The organism is Pedobacter sp. KBW06 (assembly GCF_003852525.1).
GTDB lineage: Bacteria > Bacteroidota > Bacteroidia > Sphingobacteriales > Sphingobacteriaceae > Pedobacter.
In genome coordinates, this window is sequence record NZ_QAJL01000004.1 from 957,672 (window position 1) to 973,183 (window position 15,512).

The following is a 15,512-nucleotide window of genomic DNA, read 5'->3' on the forward strand; positions in this document are numbered from 1 at the left end:
GCCCGACCCTGCCAGTTGTTACAGTAATCTACTTGAAATGATTCTATTATCTTCATCTTAATGTGATTTTGTGGTTTTTTTACCTTTAATAATTTCGGCATTGCTTATCTTTGAAAAAAGCAAAACATATGATAAAGGAAATAACCGTTCAGGAATTAAAAGCAAAAATCGATAATAAGGAAGATTTCCAACTGATTGATGTGAGAGAAACTTTCGAATATGAAACATCGAATCTTGATGGTCTGAACATCCCTTTAGGTGGAATCCTGATTGAAGCAGATCAGATTTCTCAGGATAAACCTGTGATTGTACAATGCAGAAGTGGCAAAAGAAGTGCAGCAGCAATCATGCAGCTGGAGCAAATGCTTGGATTTACCAACTTGTATAACCTTAAAGGCGGAATCCTTGCATGGCAGGAAGCGTTTGATCCTAATATGCCTGTTTACTAAGACATGGGAAAGAAAATTGCATTAAACGTTTTTTATAACCTTGGGCTGATTGTATCCATTTTCGGAGCAGTATGGGCTTTTAACAATACAAAGTATCTGGTAATCGTTCTTTTTGTGGCTACAGCTGCATTTTTTCTTTACCTGAAGCTGCAACTCATCAAAGAGATGCGCAACGCGCTTAAGAAGAAGCAAAAAGATTTGGGTTAATCCCTTCGAGGCCCAGACCAGGCAGGTCCTTCAATTGATATTTCCCCGCAATGATTTGCGGGGCATCAAAAGGATTGTTTTTGGTAAGCCAGGGACCATCCAGATCCGCCCAGTCGCAAAGCGGGGCGAGGGCCATTCCGGCCTGTGTGGCACAGGAAGTTTCACTCATGCATCCAATCAGTACTTTCATCCCGAAAGAGCGTGCTTTTTTGATCATCTGATGTCCTTCATACATGCCTGTACTCTTCATCAGTTTAATATTTACACCATGGTAAGCCCCTTTAAGGGCATCCATATCACTCAGCCGCTGTACGGCTTCATCTGCAAGGATTGGAATCGGACTGCGACCTGTAAGCCATGCATTTCCTTCCAGATTGGCTTTATCCATGGGTTGTTCAATCAACACTACTCCCTGATCATGCAACCAGTAAATCATGTCTATGGCCTGCTTCCTGTCTGTCCAGCCCTGATTGGCATCTACATATAGCGGCACATTGCTGATGGTCCGGATGGTATTGATCAGTTCTTTATCATTATCTCTTCCCAGCTTTACCTTCAGTACTTTAAAGTCTTTGGCATCGGCTACCTTTTCTTTAATCACCTCCAGGCTATCGATCCCGATGGTGTAAGAGGTAACCGGCATCTTTAAAGGATTTGCGCCATAGATTTCGTAGCAGGGCTTTTCCAATATCTTTCCGTTCAGGTCGTTTAATGCAATATCTATCGCTGCTTTTATGGCGGGTTGTCCTTTTTCAATGTCATCCAGATAGGCAATGATCTCTTCGAAATTAAAGGGGTACACAAACCTTTTCCAATCCACCTTCTTTAAAAAGGACTGGGCGCTGGCCAGACTCTCCCCCATATAGGGAACCATAGAGGCCTCACCATATCCATCCTTACCCTCGTAACTCAGTTTCAGCAACATGATCGGTGTGCTGGTTCTTGAAAACTTAGCGATCGCAAAAGGGTGTTTTAATTCCAGATTATAAGAGGTGTAGGTTGCCTGCATATGAATGTACAAATAGTAATATCAAAGTTAAAAAATCGGTGCTTCAGCGAATGTAAAAATAATATACTTAATATTGTGCCCTGTATGAATAGCACAATATACCAGCCTTTTAAAAACTTCGATTTCAAATATAAAAATTGCTTCCTGAGCGGGGATACCTTTAAATCTCCGGTGGAGGAAATCAATATCTTACCTGCCTGGCTTTTGGAAGTGGCCAACTTTAGCGGTGAGGAACAGATTAAATTGCTGGATGAAAGTGTGCGGTCGTACAATACCTTAAAAGTCCCATGTAATACGGAGGTCTTTACTCATTTTATCCAGCCCCTGGAAGAGAAGATTGCCGATGCTTTTTCTAAAGGTTATGGTGCCGTTTCTCAACTGGAAGAAGAAGACCTGTTTAAATGGATCGGTAAATTCATGTATAGCCTGATTTATGTAGAGATGAATGCTGCGGTACGTTTGCAGCAAATCAGTTCAGATGGCGTAAATATGTCGCAGGGGCTGATGCATAAATTCGGTAACCTGAACACCATGATCCAGAGCATTTACCTGGATGTGGTATATGAAGATTTTAAACCATGGTCTATTGTTGTGGTTCCTTTGGAAGAACAGGATACTGCTTTTAGCTTCCGTGATGAGATCAATACCCTGACATTTTCTTTGAAACTGAAGAATTTTGGCATCATCGCCTGTCTTCAGGACAATGGTACGAACAAAAAATTTCATCAGGAAATCCTGGATCAGATCGGGAAAACAGCCCTTTCTCCTCAGCAATTCGAAGAAATTTGTGCCAGATTCTACTATTCTGCATATTTGTTCAACAGGCTGCCTGAATATGCAATTATGCCGGTTGAGGGCTCTATATATATAGATGCGATGCCGCTGAGGGGAACATTGAACAAAGCGCTGTTTGACCACTGGCAACATAAAACATATGCCCAGGTATTACAGGATTTCTGGAAACCATGGGGGCATACGTTATTTGAGATCATTAAAGATCCGACCAATCCGATCAGTTATTTTGTACCGGCGTCTTTACCCGTTACCCAATAACCTTGTAATAAAGTTTGGAATAATATTGGGAACAAGGATGACGGTGATGATCATTCCGGTTAATGCACCAAAAAAATGGGCGTCATGGTTGATGTTATCCTGAGATCTTTTCGACATTTGCCAGCAATAGGCCAGGTATAGCAATCCAAACAACCAGGCCCAGATCGGAATTGGCAGAGGAAAGATGATCATCTTAGACATCGGGTCGAACAGAATAAAGCTGAACAACACGGCACTGATCGCACCTGAAGCACCAAGGCTGTTGTACCACATGTCGTCTTTATGCTTGATGACCGAAGGGATATCACTTAGAATCAAACCCAGGAAGTAAAGAAGCCCAAATTGCCATGAACCGATCAATGCTTCCAGCCTGAAGGCGAAGAAGAAGAAAGTCATCATGTTAAATATGAGATGCATCCAATCCGCATGAATCAGACCACTGGTGATTAATGTATATACTTTATGCTTTCTGGATACACTATAAGGATGCAGCATGAATTTTCCAAATAACCCATGGTCGTTGAAAGCGTAAATGCTGGTAATAATCGTAAAAACAAAAATCAGGGAGGCTACAGGGGTATTATTAAGGTAATCCATTGTTATTTTAAGGTTAAGTGTTGGTCTTTTAGCAATCTTCCAATAGGGTAACGGGTATGTGTTTTTTCGTAGTAGCCGGAATTTTTATAAATGAAGTCCAGCTGCGCTTCCGCATCTTTTGCCATTTCCGGCTTTGCTGCTTTTTCTTTTTCCAGTTTTTCCCTTAAGGCCGGATCTTTTTTCAGGAGTTCTGCCGCTGTATCTTCAAATACATAGGCCGAGAAATGTTCTTTCATTCCCAGTATGGCATCAAAGAAGTTCCAGTTAAAGAAAGAGTCGATGGCCTGTGGTTCCAGCGTCTCCACAATATAACGGTTTGCAGGCTGATTTACATAAACAATATAATCGCCGGCATAAAAGGGAAGCTCCTGAACCGTTGGATTTACTTTTACCGCAGTATGGAGGTAATGACCTTCAAAAGGACGTGTTGCGGTTTTATAATTATTGATGTAATACATTTCTACCGGAATAACGGCATCTCTGCCCAGTTGTTGTACTTTCACCCGATTGAGTTTTAAAAGTTCTACTACTTTGGTCCAGGCCTGGGGAATGAGATAGGCGATGGGCTTGCCGATGGTTAACGAAGGTTCAAAAGTATTCCAATATTTAATTTCCCTGGTATAGGGTTCATTTCTGTCGTAATATAGCCTGTCGAGACCGCTTACCTCACTTGGTTTTTGTTTGGCAGCATAACCTTTAAACATCAGGTTGCTGTATTCATCTTTGTTGAGCTTCCAGTCTATGGCAAAATTCTGCTGCATTGCGACTGCTTCATCTGCTTTTTTCCTGTTCTCTCCAATCAGCTTTGCATCTCTTGCCACCACATCTATATAGGTTTGCAGGAGCTTATAAGTGGCATCTACTCTTTTATCAAAAGCTTTGAGCATATGGGTTTCCGGCATAAAACCGATGGTATTGTGTAATGTGGCATATCCCGTAGAATAGCGTGGGGATTCCAGAAAGCCCGTGATTCCCTGATCGGGGGTTTCTCCAATGGAGTTCACATAAGGAATCATTTCATATCCTTTTTTTTCCATTTCCTGATAAAGGGAAGGAACTAAGGTTTCTGTGAGGTAAGTGGAAAGAAGTGGCTGAAGTTTATCTTTATGCGTAGGAATCAAGGTCATGGTATATTGATAATCTGCACCATTACTGGTATGTGTATCTACAAATATTTCCGGTTGCCAGGTGTTAAAAATTTCCTGGAAGGACTGAGAATTTTTAGAATCCGTTTTAATGAAGTCCCTGTTGAGGTCGTAATTTTTACTATTCCCCCTGAATCCATAAGCGATCGGGCCGTTCTGATTTGCCCTTGAGGTACTGCTGCGGTTAAAGCTGCCATCTATATTATATACAGGAATAATGCAGATCACCACATTTTTCGGCAATTTATTTTCTTTGAGCAGATCGCGTGCAAGCATCATGCTCGCATCAATTCCTTCCGGCTCTCCCGGATGAATCCCGTTATTAATCAGCAAAATTCTTTTATTGCTTTTTCTGATGGCCACCGGATCGAACATTTTGTCTTTGGACAATACCAGCAGCTGCAGGGAAGGCCCAAAATCTGTAGGGCCATAGGTAATCAATTTGGCCTGGGGATAAGTTTTTGCCAATGACCGATAGTAATGAATCACTTCTGTATAAGTGGCCGTTTCTTTTTTATTGCTGCGCTCGAATGGTGTTTGTTGTGCCAAAGTCCCGGTCGCGGTTAAAAAAAATAAGATAAAAATTAAACGGCCCATTGATTTCCTGGTGATAAGGTTAGAAAATAGTTTTGTGGAAAAGTCCGACGCTGCCAAATTGATACCTCAGTCCGACAGAGAAATAATTATAAACGTCAGGCTTGCTGTTTTTAAAAGTCCTCGAAGATTCATCATAACCATCCAGACCTTCTCCAATAGTCAGGTTACTTTGGTAATTGAAATTTAAAATATAGCGGGTATACCCCGAGCGATCGGGAAAATAAAAGTTAATGCCCACATTCAGCGGGAAGAGTAAATTTGTGGATTTTTCTTTTCCCGGCCATATTTTTTTTGGCGCCGGAGGGTCTGTTACCGGAAGATCAGGATCAATGGGTTCTTCCCGGACCCTGTTCACATCGTTCATAATCACACCAAAGCCTGTTCCAACATAGAGTCCTTTTATGGCATCGGTAAATTCCCCTTTCCGATAGTCGATTAATGCGCCCAGCGCGAGTTTACCGTTGAATGTAAAAGCTTTGTAGGAATTGATAAACTCACGGTGGTAGGGATCGTTTTTCTTATCTCCTCCATTAATCTGACCCATTTGCCCTTCTATTCCCGCGCTGATAAAGGGCGTAAAATAATAATCTGCAAGACCATAGCCTGCCATTCCAAAGGAATGTTTTCTCAAGTCGGCGAAAGATTGGGTGAGTCCAAAACCGCCTCCAATGCTTATTTTATAGAAGTTAGATTGAGCAGCGGCATTAATAAAGAATAGAAGTGACAGGCAGGCGGTGAAAATTGTTTTCAAATTATTTAGCTTTGTTTTTTTTAAGACTATGCTAAATTATCAAAATAAAAACAATTCCCTTCAAAACAGATTTGCAAAGTATGTGCAGATTGATACACAGTCAGATCCAAGCTCTGAAACAACCCCTTCTACAGAGAAGCAAAAGAACCTGGGAAAAGTTCTTGTCGCGGAATTATTAGAAATGGGCGTTTCAGATGCCCATCTTGACGAATTTGGATATGTGTATGCCACTATTCCTTCCAATACAGAAAAAAATGTTCCTGTGATTTGCTTTTGCTCGCACATGGACACTTCTCCGGATTGTAGTGGAACAAACGTAAAACCGATCATTCATGCCAATTATCAGGGCGAGGACCTGGTGCTTCCTGATGATAACAGTATCGTTTTAAAAATGTCTGAACATCCTGATTTAAAGGATCAGATTGGAAACGACATCATCACCGCGAGTGGAACCACACTTCTTGGCGCAGATAATAAAGCCGGATTGGCAGAGATTATGGAAGCTGCTGCATTTTTGATGCAAAACCCGGGTTTCAAACACGGAACAATTAAAATATTATTTACCCCGGACGAAGAAATCGGCAGAGGAGTAGATAAAGCAGACCTTAAAAAGCTGGGTGCTGATTTTGCTTATACGATTGATGGGGAAACTTTAGGCTCTATTGAAGACGAAACTTTTTCGGCAGATGGCGCAGTACTGACCATAAACGGTGTGAGTACCCATCCTGGATTTGCAAAAGGAAAAATGGAAAGTGCAATTAAGATCTTGTCTGATGTGATCAGTGCTTTACCTTCAGATTGCCTTTCTCCTGAATCAACAGAGTTGAAGGAAGGTTTCATTCATCCGGTAACCATTTCTGGAAGTGTGGAACAGGCGCAGGCCCGTTTTATCCTGCGTGCTTTTGACGATGAACAGTTGGAAGCCAATGGCGAGCTGCTGGATGCTACGGTGAGAAACATCATTGAAGATTTTCCGAACTCTACTTACGAATTGAAGATTACAGAACAGTACCGCAACATGAAAAAGGTGCTTGACGAATATCCACAGGTGATTGAGTATGGTGTTGAAGCGATAAAGAGAGCTGGAATTACGCCAAAGAGACAAAGCATCCGCGGAGGGACAGATGGTTCACGCCTTTCCTTTATGGGCTTGCCTTGTCCTAATATCTTTGCCGGGGAACATGCTTTCCATGGTAAACAGGAATGGGCTTCCGTTCAGGATATGGAAAAAGCGGTCGAAACGATTATTAATATCTCTGCCATCTGGGAAGAGAAAGCATAATTTATCAACAACTAAATGAAAAAGGCCTGGTAGAAAACCAGGCCTTTTTATATTTTAAAAGGTTAACCTTGCGAGGTACTGGTCCTGGTCATCTTCGAAAATGATCTCGGTTGTCCATCCGCTTTCTTTTGCGAGATCGGCCAAAGTTTTCTGATCTACATAAATCCATTTGAACCAGTTTCCTTTAATGCTTTTGTATTCATACCTGAAGCTCACTTCTCCAAAATATCCGTTGGAAGGAAAAGGGATTTCCTGGTATAGATAAGAAAGGTCTGAGCTGTCGAACACCAGTTGTCCGCCTGGATTGAGCATGCTTTTTACATGTTTAAGGAAAGCTTTTAAGCCCGGGATGGAGCCTGTCAGGCCGATTCCGTTCATCATAAAAAGCAGGGTGTCATATTTTTGGTCCTTATATTTAAGGATATCTCCTTCAATCGCCTGTTTCAGTCCACGTTGTTTCATGATCTGAACTGCAGGAGCAGAGATGTCCATTCCTGTAACGTTAAAGCCCCGCTGCTGAAGTATGAGTGCATGACTACCTACACCGGCACCTACATCCAGTACTTTGCCTTTGCAAAGATCCAGCGCTTTCAGCTCCAGTTCCGGCATTTCGGATTCATTTCTGAAATAAATGTCGACCGGCATTTCCTCCGGGTCATCGTAAGAATTATGCACCCACAGGGTTTCTGCGGGTGGTTTAGTATATTGATCTTTTAATGCTTCACCAAAAACGTCCATCGGGCAAAGATAAAAAAACCTTTAATGGTTAGAGTTCAAATTCCTGATGATATTCCGGAATAGCTACTTTATGGAAGCCTTTTTCGGCAAGATGTCCTGCAAATATCTGCTGTACCTTGTATTCTCCATGCACAAGGAAAATGCGCTTTACCTGGTTTGGATCTTGTCCGGAAAGAAACTGGAGTAGATCTTCATAATCACCATGTGCACTCATTGACCTGATCGAACGGACATCGGCAACAACTTCATATTCCTGTCCAAAAAGCCATACTTTAGGCTGTCCTGCAAGTAACCTGCCGGCCAAAGACCTGGGCTCTGCATAACCAACCATTAAAATGGTATTTTTCTGATCGCTGATGTTGTTGCGGATGTGGTGTTTTACCCTGCCTCCTTCTGCCATTCCTGAAGAGGAAATGATGACACATGGGCGGGGGTCGCTATTTAAAGCTTTAGATTCTTCTACGCTTTCAATAAACTTTAGACCTTTAAAACCAAAGATGTCCTTATCCACTTTCATCACCTCTTTTACGCCGTTATTATAGACTTCAGGATGATTCCTTAACACCTCTGTTGCCTGGAGCGATAGCGGGCTGTCTACATAATACTGTACATCAGGCAGTATGTTTTTCAGTTCCATCGCGTTCAGTGCATAAAGCAATTCCTGCGTACGGCCCACGCTAAAAGCAGGGATGATGACTTTTCCTTTTTTCAGGATGCAGGTTTGATGAATGATCTCATTCAGGGTCTTTTCAATGGGCTCCAGGTCCTGATGAAGGGAATCTCCATAGGTGGATTCCATAACGACATAATCTGCCTGGGGAAAGGACTGAGGACTTTTTAACAATAAGTCTCCATACCTTCCCACATCTCCGCTAAAGGTCAGGTTGGTGGTTTTTCCTTCTTCGCTGATCTTTAAATGAACAGCCGCACTGCCGACGATATGGCCTGCGTCAGTCAGGTTTAAGGTCACATTGGCATCTATCTGAAAGTCCTCGTTATAATTGACTACTTTAAACTGACTGAGTGTTTGGATCACATCCTTTTCGGTATAGAGAGGGAATTCCGGGCTTTCATCCTGTCGCTTTTTTCTATTCGCATATTCTGCATCCTGAGTTTGAATCTTCGCAGAATCCATCATCAGGATTCTTGCCAGATCCATGGTAGCCGGTGTGCAATAGATGTTTCCTTTAAAACCTTCAGCTACCAATCTGGGTAGTAAGCCACAATGATCGATGTGTGCATGGGACAGGACGAGGTAACTGACCAGGGAAGGATCGAATCCAAACGATTCGTTGAGGTCATCAGTCAGGTCGCCCATTCCCTGAAATAGTCCGCAGTCTAATAAGACTTGAGTATTATTTTTTAACGTGATCAGGTGTTTACTACCTGTAACGGCCCGTGCCGCCCCATGAAATGCGATCTTCATTAATTCTCTTAGGCTCTAACTTTAGCAATGGTATCTTTAACATGACCTGCAGCATCTACCAGCTTTTCTTTGGAAGAATCTAATAAATCGCAAAACCAGTCTGATACTTTATCTTTCATTTCTCCATCTTTATCAGATGCTAAAATTAATGCGATGGCAGCTCCCAGGGCAGCTCCTGCCAATAAACCTGCAATGATTTTGGTTTCCTTTTTCATATTGATGTGTTTTTTGGGTTGAATGATAGATCAGGAACAATATACTCCCGATCTTTTCATATAATTCTTTTTTTTTATCAATTAGTTAACAAAGACGATGCCGAATAGTTTGTGGTTCTCCGTAAATTGCAGGGAGATGTTGTAATTTAGGTAAAATGTTCAGGATCCTTTCTTATGCCAATATTTTACTGGCCATCGCTTACCTGCTGATGTTTCTTTTAAATGGAAGCAATGTGGTGATCTTTGGGCTTTTGGTCGTCGTGATTTTCAACGTTCTTGTGGTTAAAAATATACAGGAGGGCCGGGAAAAGCCGGGACTGATCCATTATGCGCTGGGTCTGGGCTGTCTGGGTTTTGCCGCATTTCTTTTGGTCGGACTGATTCATATTGTCCGTTCTTCCATAGCTTATCATTACTTCTCCAATACGCTGACCTATATCCTGCTGACAATCGCATTTATACTCAGTATCATCATTCACTTTGTGTTCCTGTGTCTTTATCGGAAGAGAGCATAACTTTTTTGTCATTTTCCATGAGCTGATCTGCATGGTAGTTTGAACCGGGTGTCAGTTAGGGTCGTTCTGTATGCGGATCCGGAATGCCTGATTCTCCGATCTTAAAACGATTCCCGGAATTGCTGTGCTGATGAGTACTGTGAATTTTTCATTTAGGCTGGAGATGGGCTCGGAACAGGCTCGGAACAAGGTCCGATAAAGGCGGTATGAGGGAGGAATAGAACAGGAACCAAACCCGGAATTTGTCCCTGTTCTATCCGGGATTTATCCGAAGCAGTTCCGGCTTTGCTCCAGTCTTGATTTATAGCATGGTTTTTTCGGACCGGGCAGGATGAAAAAAATAGAGAAAGAGGAGGTTTCTGTATCATTTGCCCATTGGCGGATGTCGTTTGCTCTGGATTTAACCTGCGATAAAGGGGGGATTCTCTGTGGCCTGAATTCGGCTTGTATTTTATGCTTATGTTAAATAAACAAATAATATCACGTCAACTGTTTGAGATTTAAATATTTCTGTCTATCTTTGCAGTCCCTAAATTTAAGGGTGAATAAATAATTGTTTAACAAATTAAATACAAGCAAGTGAATACGTTAAGTTACAAAACTGTCTCTGCCAATGCAAAAACTGTTAACAAACAGTGGGTTGTTGTTGATGCACAAGGCGAGATTTTGGGGCGCTTGTCATCGAAGATCGCTATGATCATCCGTGGTAAAAACAAGCCTGAGTATACCCCACACGTAGACTGCGGTGATAACGTTATCGTTATTAATGCAGACAAGGTTAAATTGACAGGAAATAAATTCAGCGATAAACGCTATATTTCTTACACTGGTTACCCAGGTGGTCAGCGTTTCATTTCTCCTAAAGAGTTAATGGCGAAACATCCTAAGCGTGTTATCGAGAAAGCGGTGCGTGGTATGTTACCTAAAACTAAACTTGGTGCAAAATTATACACCAACTTATATGTTTATGCAGGTACAGAACATCCTCATGCAGCACAATCACCAACAACCATTACACTTTAATTAAAGGAAGAAAGAAATGTCAGTTACTAACACTTCAGGAAGAAGAAAAACTGCTGTTGCACGCATCTATTTAAAAGAAGGCAACGGCACAATTACCGTAAACGGTAAAGACCATAAAGTATATTTCCCAACATTGCCTTTACAATACATTGTAAACCAGTCATTCGAAGTTTCTGAATTGACAGGTCAGTATGATGTAAACGTAAATGTAGCTGGTGGTGGTATCAAAGGTCAGGCAGAAGCAGTTCGTTTAGCTATCGCTAAAGCTATTGTGGAATTGGATGCTGAGAAAAAACCAGCATTACGCGCTAAAGGGTTAATGACCCGTGATATGCGTATGGTTGAACGTAAGAAACCAGGACGTAAGAAAGCACGTAAGAAATTCCAATTCAGTAAACGTTAATCTTAAGGAGACAAACACAATGGCAAGAACTACATATCAAGACTTATTGGATGCAGGTGTACACTTCGGTCACCTTACCCGTAAATGGAACCCAAAAATGGCGCCTTACATTTTCATGGAGCGCAATGGAATCCACATTATAGATTTAAATAAAACTTTAACTAAAACTGAAGAAGCTGCTTCAGCAATCAAACAGATCGTTAAATCCGGTCGTAAGATTCTTTTCGTAGCGACTAAGAAACAAGCTAAAGAAATCGTTGCTGATCAAGCAAAAAAAGTAAACATGCCTTTCGTAACTGAGCGTTGGTTAGGTGGTATGTTAACAAACTTTGCTACTGTTCGCAAGTCGATCAAAAAGATGTCTAACATCGATAAGATGACTAAAGATGGTACTTATTCGATCCTTTCTAAGAAAGAGCGTTTAATGATCCAACGTGAGCGTATTAAATTGGAAAGCTTACTAGGTGGTATCGCGGATCTAAACCGTTTACCAGCTGCTATCTTTTTAATTGACGTTAAAAAAGAGCACATCGCTGTTAGCGAAGCGTTGAAATTAAACATTCCAACATTTGCAATGGTTGATACTAACTCTGATCCTTCTAACATCGATTTCCCAATTCCTGCGAATGATGATGCTACTAAATCTATCTCTTTAATCACTGATGTTATCATCAAAGCGATCGAAGAAGGTTTAGATGAGCGCAAACGTGAGAAAGACGAAGAAACTGAAAAAGAAGCTGTAGCTGCTAAAGCTGCTGCTGATGCTCCTGAAGCTGCTGCTCCTGGTGCAAGAAGAAAAAAAGTAAATGCTGATACTGAAGAAGGTACTAGCGAAGAAGCTTAAATAATTTAATGTGGGTTGTATGTTGTGCGTTGCAGGTTTTCCTAACAACAAACACTATACAACCCATAATTTTTTAATAAAAACTTAAAAAAGAAATAAGATGTCTACAGTACAAATTTCTGCAGCAGATGTAAACAAATTACGCCAGCAAACCGGTTCAGGTATGATGGATTGCAAAAAAGCACTAATCGAAACTAACGGTGATTTTGAAGCAGCGGTTGATTACTTACGTAAAAAAGGTGCTAAAGTAGCAGCTTCACGTCAGGACCGTGATTCTAACGAAGGTGTTGTTATCGCTAAAGCTACAGCAGACGGTAAACGTGGTGTTGTTGTTGAATTAAACTGCGAAACTGACTTCGTTGCTAAAAATGCTGATTTCGTAGCTTTAGCTAACAAATTCACTGATCTTGCTATCGATAAAAACCCTGCTTCATTAGAAGAGCTTTTATCTTTAGAAATTGATGGTCAGAAAGTTTCTGATATCATCATCGAAAACACTGGTAAAATCGGTGAAAAAATCGGTATCTCTAAATTCGAAACTGTTTCAGGTGAAAAAGTTGTTCCTTACATCCACGGTAACTACCGTTTAGGTGTATTGGTTGCTTTAAACCAGGATGTTGCAGGTGTTGATGAAGCTGGTAAAGATGTAGCTATGCAAATCGCTGCAATGAACCCGGTAGCTTTAGATAAAGCTGACGTTGATTCAACTACTATCGAGCGTGAAACTGAAATCGCTAAAGAACAAATCCGCGCTGAAGGTAAACCTGAAGAAATGGTAGAAAAAATTGCTGCTGGTAAATTGAATAAATTCTACAAAGACAGTACTTTATTAAACCAGGAATTCGTTAAAGATTCTTCTAAAGACGTTCGTAAATTCTTAAATGATACCGCTAACGGTTTAACTGTTACTGCGTTCAAACGTATTCAATTAGGAGCGTAATCCTTCTTTAGTAGATAAAAAATAGGGTGTCCAAAAGGCACCCTATTTTTTTTATGCCTGATTTTTGAACTTGCCGGCTTTCTTAACCCGGTTTGGTTTAGGGTATAATCCGGGGCCTGGAATTATTGGATGATTTTTGATCGGGGACGTTTGATCCTTCCTTGCCTGTCTCTCTGATAAAACTGCCGGTTAAAAAGCTGAGGGCGTATTGGGTAATCCGGAACGCTGAATGCTCATTTGATTAGTTCTTTTTTAGGTTTAAAAATAACAGCAATAAAAGTGAGATCGTGAGAAGGATTCCCGTAGACTGGTGAAACAGCGCAAAAGTTGAATAATGAGGTCCGATGCTTTTCAGTAGGGCGGTGATCCCGGAAACTACCTGAATGCCTACAAGAAGTAGCGGAAACAGTCTGATATAGAAAAGCAGCGAATTAATCTTCCAGGAGACACTTCTTACATAAAGAACCAGGACGAGGATGCAAACAATGTAGGCAAGCGCTCGGTGGATAAATTGAATGGCCAATAGATTTCCTGTTAAAAAGACAAGGTTAAGGGGATGGTTTTGTAAATCCGGAGGGATGATGAATCCATTCATGTCAGGCCATGTAGGGGCTGCAAGTGCTGCGCGGGTTCCCGCCATGAATGCTCCATAAATGAGCTGAATAAAAAGAATCCCCAGAATGGTGATGTTTAATGTACTAAACCTCAGCCTATGCCTCATCTTGATATGGTCAAGGCTTAAAGTAAAAGCAAGCCAAAGTGTATAACACAATAGAATTACGGCAGCTCCGAAGTGTATGGCGAGCCTGATGTGACTTACACTGATGTCTGTGTCATTAAGTCCGCTTTGCACCATAAGCCATCCTATGACTGCTTGTAATAGTCCCAGGAGGAACAAAATAGAGATCGGGAAGAGCAGTCTGAGGCTCATTTTTCTTTTTATAACAAAATAGAGAAATGGGAAAATGAAGGCCAGTCCAATAAAACGTGCCCAATTCCGGTGAAGCCATTCCCAGAAATAGATGGATTTATAATCTTCGAGCGAGAAATGAGCATTGACTACATGGAATTGGGCAATCTGCTTATATTTATCAAAACTTAGCTGCCAGTCGTTTTCATTTAAAGGGGGAAGGAAGCCCATCAATGGTTTCCATTCTGTGATAGATAATCCGGAACCGCTTAATCTGGTGATTCCTCCAAGTAGAATTTGCAGAAAAATGGCAAATGCACCGAAATATAACCAGATGGCGATGGCTTTGTTGGGGTTATCCTTCATATATCACGCCTGAACTGGGAGTTTCATTCAATTCGATTCTAACCAGGCCTGGAAATACCGGCTTTATTTTATCCCAAAACCAGATACTGAGTTGTTCACTGGTTGGATTTTCCAATCCGGGAACATCATTGAGAATCTTATGATCAAGCATTTCGATCAGAGGGCTGATTCCTTTCTTTAGAGCTGTATAATCTATGACCCAGCCGGAATGTGCTTCCGGATCTCCGCTAATGAATACTTTAAGGGTATAGGTATGGCCGTGCATTCCACCGCATTTGTGCCCTTCGGGAACCCGGGGTAAATAATGTGCGGAATCAAAACTGAAAGTTTTATAGATGATCATCTGATTTGTATTTGATCAAATCTCCGGTTTGAGGTCAGAATAAGAAATGACCATGATCATTATTTGAAATAATAAAGGTCATTGCTGCTGTTGGCGATTGATTTTGTTGCTGCATTCCGTGTCAGATGGCTTTGAATTGCAGGGTTTCTGTTGGCGAAGTCGAATAGGATAACGGTCTGCTGCATCAAATACATCGGCCGTTGGAGAATAAATTAAGGAATCCGGTTCCGGATTGTTGTGCGGCAGGGGAGGCCGTGTTCAGGCAGGATCGGTGGGTTTTCTGTTTTTGGAAACATCGTCCTGGAAAAATTAGTGATCGTACTTACCTGGTCGGACTATGGTTTAGCTTTAAAGGAAGCTTGGGAGCCTGATCTTTCTGTATTCATCTATAGTATATATACAGGTGAAAGATCAGCCATTTGGTTTGATTTTGCAGGTCTTTTTAACTGAGTTTGGCTTGGTGTATATTTTACATTAAGGGGTTGCTGAGTTTTTCTTACTGTAAATCATGCAGTTATGGTTGTGATACAATTATAATGGTTGAATTGTTTTGAGAACGGTTAAATTTTCCTACTTTTGCATCCCGCTTCGGAGGAAGAGAAACAGTGAGATTGATACAAAGAGAAGGATTTGAAAGATTGCAGTAGAGATAAGTCAGAAGTTGTTTTGACAGGTTTATTAACCAGATAAAACAAAAGA

General features: G+C 41.2%; 18 protein-coding genes. 9 read left to right on the top strand and 9 right to left on the bottom strand.

Features of this window, described 5'->3' with window-relative positions; genetic code table 11:
* The first annotated feature begins 131 nt into the window (after window positions 1–131).
* Together DBR43_RS26215 and DBR43_RS26220 are read left to right on the top strand one after the other, a co-directional pair.
* Complete coding sequence (locus DBR43_RS26215; RefSeq protein ID WP_074611548.1) at window positions 132–449, top strand: rhodanese-like domain-containing protein; 318 nt, start codon at window positions 132–134, stop codon at window positions 447–449.
* A gap of 3 nt (window positions 450–452) precedes the next feature.
* Complete coding sequence (locus tag DBR43_RS26220; protein ID WP_073237567.1) at window positions 453–656, top strand: DUF6358 family protein; 204 nt, start codon at window positions 453–455, stop codon at window positions 654–656.
* Here the strand turns inward: DBR43_RS26220 and DBR43_RS26225 are convergent.
* Entirely contained in the window at window positions 628–1,665 is a 1,038-nt protein-coding gene (locus DBR43_RS26225) for a dipeptide epimerase (protein WP_124586272.1), read from the bottom strand. The genes DBR43_RS26220 and DBR43_RS26225 overlap by 29 nt on opposite strands.
* A gap of 84 nt (window positions 1,666–1,749) precedes the next feature.
* Here DBR43_RS26225 and DBR43_RS26230 point away from each other — a divergent pair, with 84 nt between their 5' ends.
* Entirely contained in the window at window positions 1,750–2,718 is a 969-nt protein-coding gene (locus tag DBR43_RS26230; RefSeq protein ID WP_124586273.1) for a hypothetical protein, read from the top strand.
* Here the strand turns inward: DBR43_RS26230 and DBR43_RS26235 are convergent.
* From DBR43_RS26235 to DBR43_RS26245, 3 genes are all read right to left on the bottom strand, one after another.
* Window positions 2,701–3,315, bottom strand: a complete 615-nt coding sequence (locus DBR43_RS26235) for a rhomboid family intramembrane serine protease (protein ID WP_124586274.1) — start codon at window positions 3,313–3,315, stop codon at window positions 2,701–2,703. The two genes, DBR43_RS26230 and DBR43_RS26235, sit on opposite strands and share 18 nt — an antisense overlap.
* A gap of 2 nt (window positions 3,316–3,317) precedes the next feature.
* Window positions 3,318–5,009 (bottom strand): M14 family metallopeptidase, encoded by a 1,692-nt coding sequence (locus tag DBR43_RS26240; protein ID WP_233603222.1) that lies wholly within the window; start codon window positions 5,007–5,009, stop codon window positions 3,318–3,320.
* Window positions 5,010–5,076: 67 nt separating this feature from the next.
* Entirely contained in the window at window positions 5,077–5,808 is a 732-nt protein-coding gene (locus tag DBR43_RS26245) for an outer membrane beta-barrel protein (protein ID WP_124586276.1), read from the bottom strand.
* A gap of 28 nt (window positions 5,809–5,836) precedes the next feature.
* Between DBR43_RS26245 and pepT the strand changes: the two genes are divergently transcribed.
* On the top strand, window positions 5,837–7,090 hold the full coding sequence (gene pepT, locus DBR43_RS26250) for a peptidase T (RefSeq protein ID WP_124586277.1): 1,254 nt from the start codon (window positions 5,837–5,839) through the stop codon (window positions 7,088–7,090).
* Between the two features lie 54 nt (window positions 7,091–7,144).
* Here the strand turns inward: pepT and DBR43_RS26255 are convergent, their stop codons facing one another.
* Genes DBR43_RS26255 through DBR43_RS26265 form a run of 3 tightly spaced genes read right to left on the bottom strand, consistent with a single transcriptional unit; the run spans window position 7,145 to window position 9,469 of the window.
* On the bottom strand, window positions 7,145–7,828 hold the full coding sequence (locus DBR43_RS26255) for a class I SAM-dependent methyltransferase (protein WP_124586278.1): 684 nt from the start codon (window positions 7,826–7,828) through the stop codon (window positions 7,145–7,147).
* Window positions 7,829–7,856: 28 nt separating this feature from the next.
* A complete protein-coding gene (locus tag DBR43_RS26260) occupies window positions 7,857–9,254 on the bottom strand; it encodes an MBL fold metallo-hydrolase RNA specificity domain-containing protein (RefSeq protein WP_124586279.1) in 1,398 nt (465 codons plus the stop codon).
* 8 nt (window positions 9,255–9,262) lie between these two features.
* Window positions 9,263–9,469 (bottom strand): YtxH domain-containing protein, encoded by a 207-nt coding sequence (locus tag DBR43_RS26265; RefSeq protein WP_074611525.1) that lies wholly within the window; start codon window positions 9,467–9,469, stop codon window positions 9,263–9,265.
* 155 nt (window positions 9,470–9,624) lie between these two features.
* Between DBR43_RS26265 and DBR43_RS26270 the strand changes: the two genes are divergently transcribed.
* The 5 genes from DBR43_RS26270 (at window position 9,625) to tsf (ending at window position 13,194) form a co-directional block, all read left to right on the top strand.
* Window positions 9,625–9,984: a hypothetical protein gene (locus DBR43_RS26270; protein ID WP_124586280.1), complete on the top strand. Its 360-nt coding sequence runs from the start codon at window positions 9,625–9,627 to the stop codon at window positions 9,982–9,984.
* 579 nt (window positions 9,985–10,563) lie between these two features.
* Entirely contained in the window at window positions 10,564–11,007 is a 444-nt protein-coding gene (rplM, locus tag DBR43_RS26275) for a 50S ribosomal protein L13 (RefSeq protein ID WP_073237599.1), read from the top strand.
* Window positions 11,008–11,023: 16 nt separating this feature from the next.
* Window positions 11,024–11,410, top strand: coding sequence for a 30S ribosomal protein S9 (gene rpsI, locus DBR43_RS26280; protein WP_069378174.1), 387 nt, complete (start codon window positions 11,024–11,026; stop codon window positions 11,408–11,410).
* A 19-nt stretch (window positions 11,411–11,429) separates the two neighbouring features.
* A complete protein-coding gene (gene rpsB, locus DBR43_RS26285) occupies window positions 11,430–12,254 on the top strand; it encodes a 30S ribosomal protein S2 (RefSeq protein WP_069378173.1) in 825 nt (274 codons plus the stop codon).
* Window positions 12,255–12,354: 100 nt separating this feature from the next.
* Complete coding sequence (tsf, locus tag DBR43_RS26290; protein WP_124586281.1) at window positions 12,355–13,194, top strand: translation elongation factor Ts; 840 nt, start codon at window positions 12,355–12,357, stop codon at window positions 13,192–13,194.
* A gap of 241 nt (window positions 13,195–13,435) precedes the next feature.
* On the opposite strand, the gene DBR43_RS26295 is transcribed toward tsf, so the two are convergent.
* Both DBR43_RS26295 and queD read right to left on the bottom strand, forming a co-directional pair.
* On the bottom strand, window positions 13,436–14,470 hold the full coding sequence (locus tag DBR43_RS26295; protein ID WP_124586282.1) for a COX15/CtaA family protein: 1,035 nt from the start codon (window positions 14,468–14,470) through the stop codon (window positions 13,436–13,438).
* Window positions 14,460–14,813: a 6-carboxytetrahydropterin synthase QueD gene (queD, locus tag DBR43_RS26300; RefSeq protein ID WP_124586283.1), complete on the bottom strand. Its 354-nt coding sequence runs from the start codon at window positions 14,811–14,813 to the stop codon at window positions 14,460–14,462. The genes DBR43_RS26295 and queD overlap by 11 nt, the downstream gene beginning before the upstream one ends.
* Window positions 14,814–15,512 lie beyond the last annotated feature (699 nt).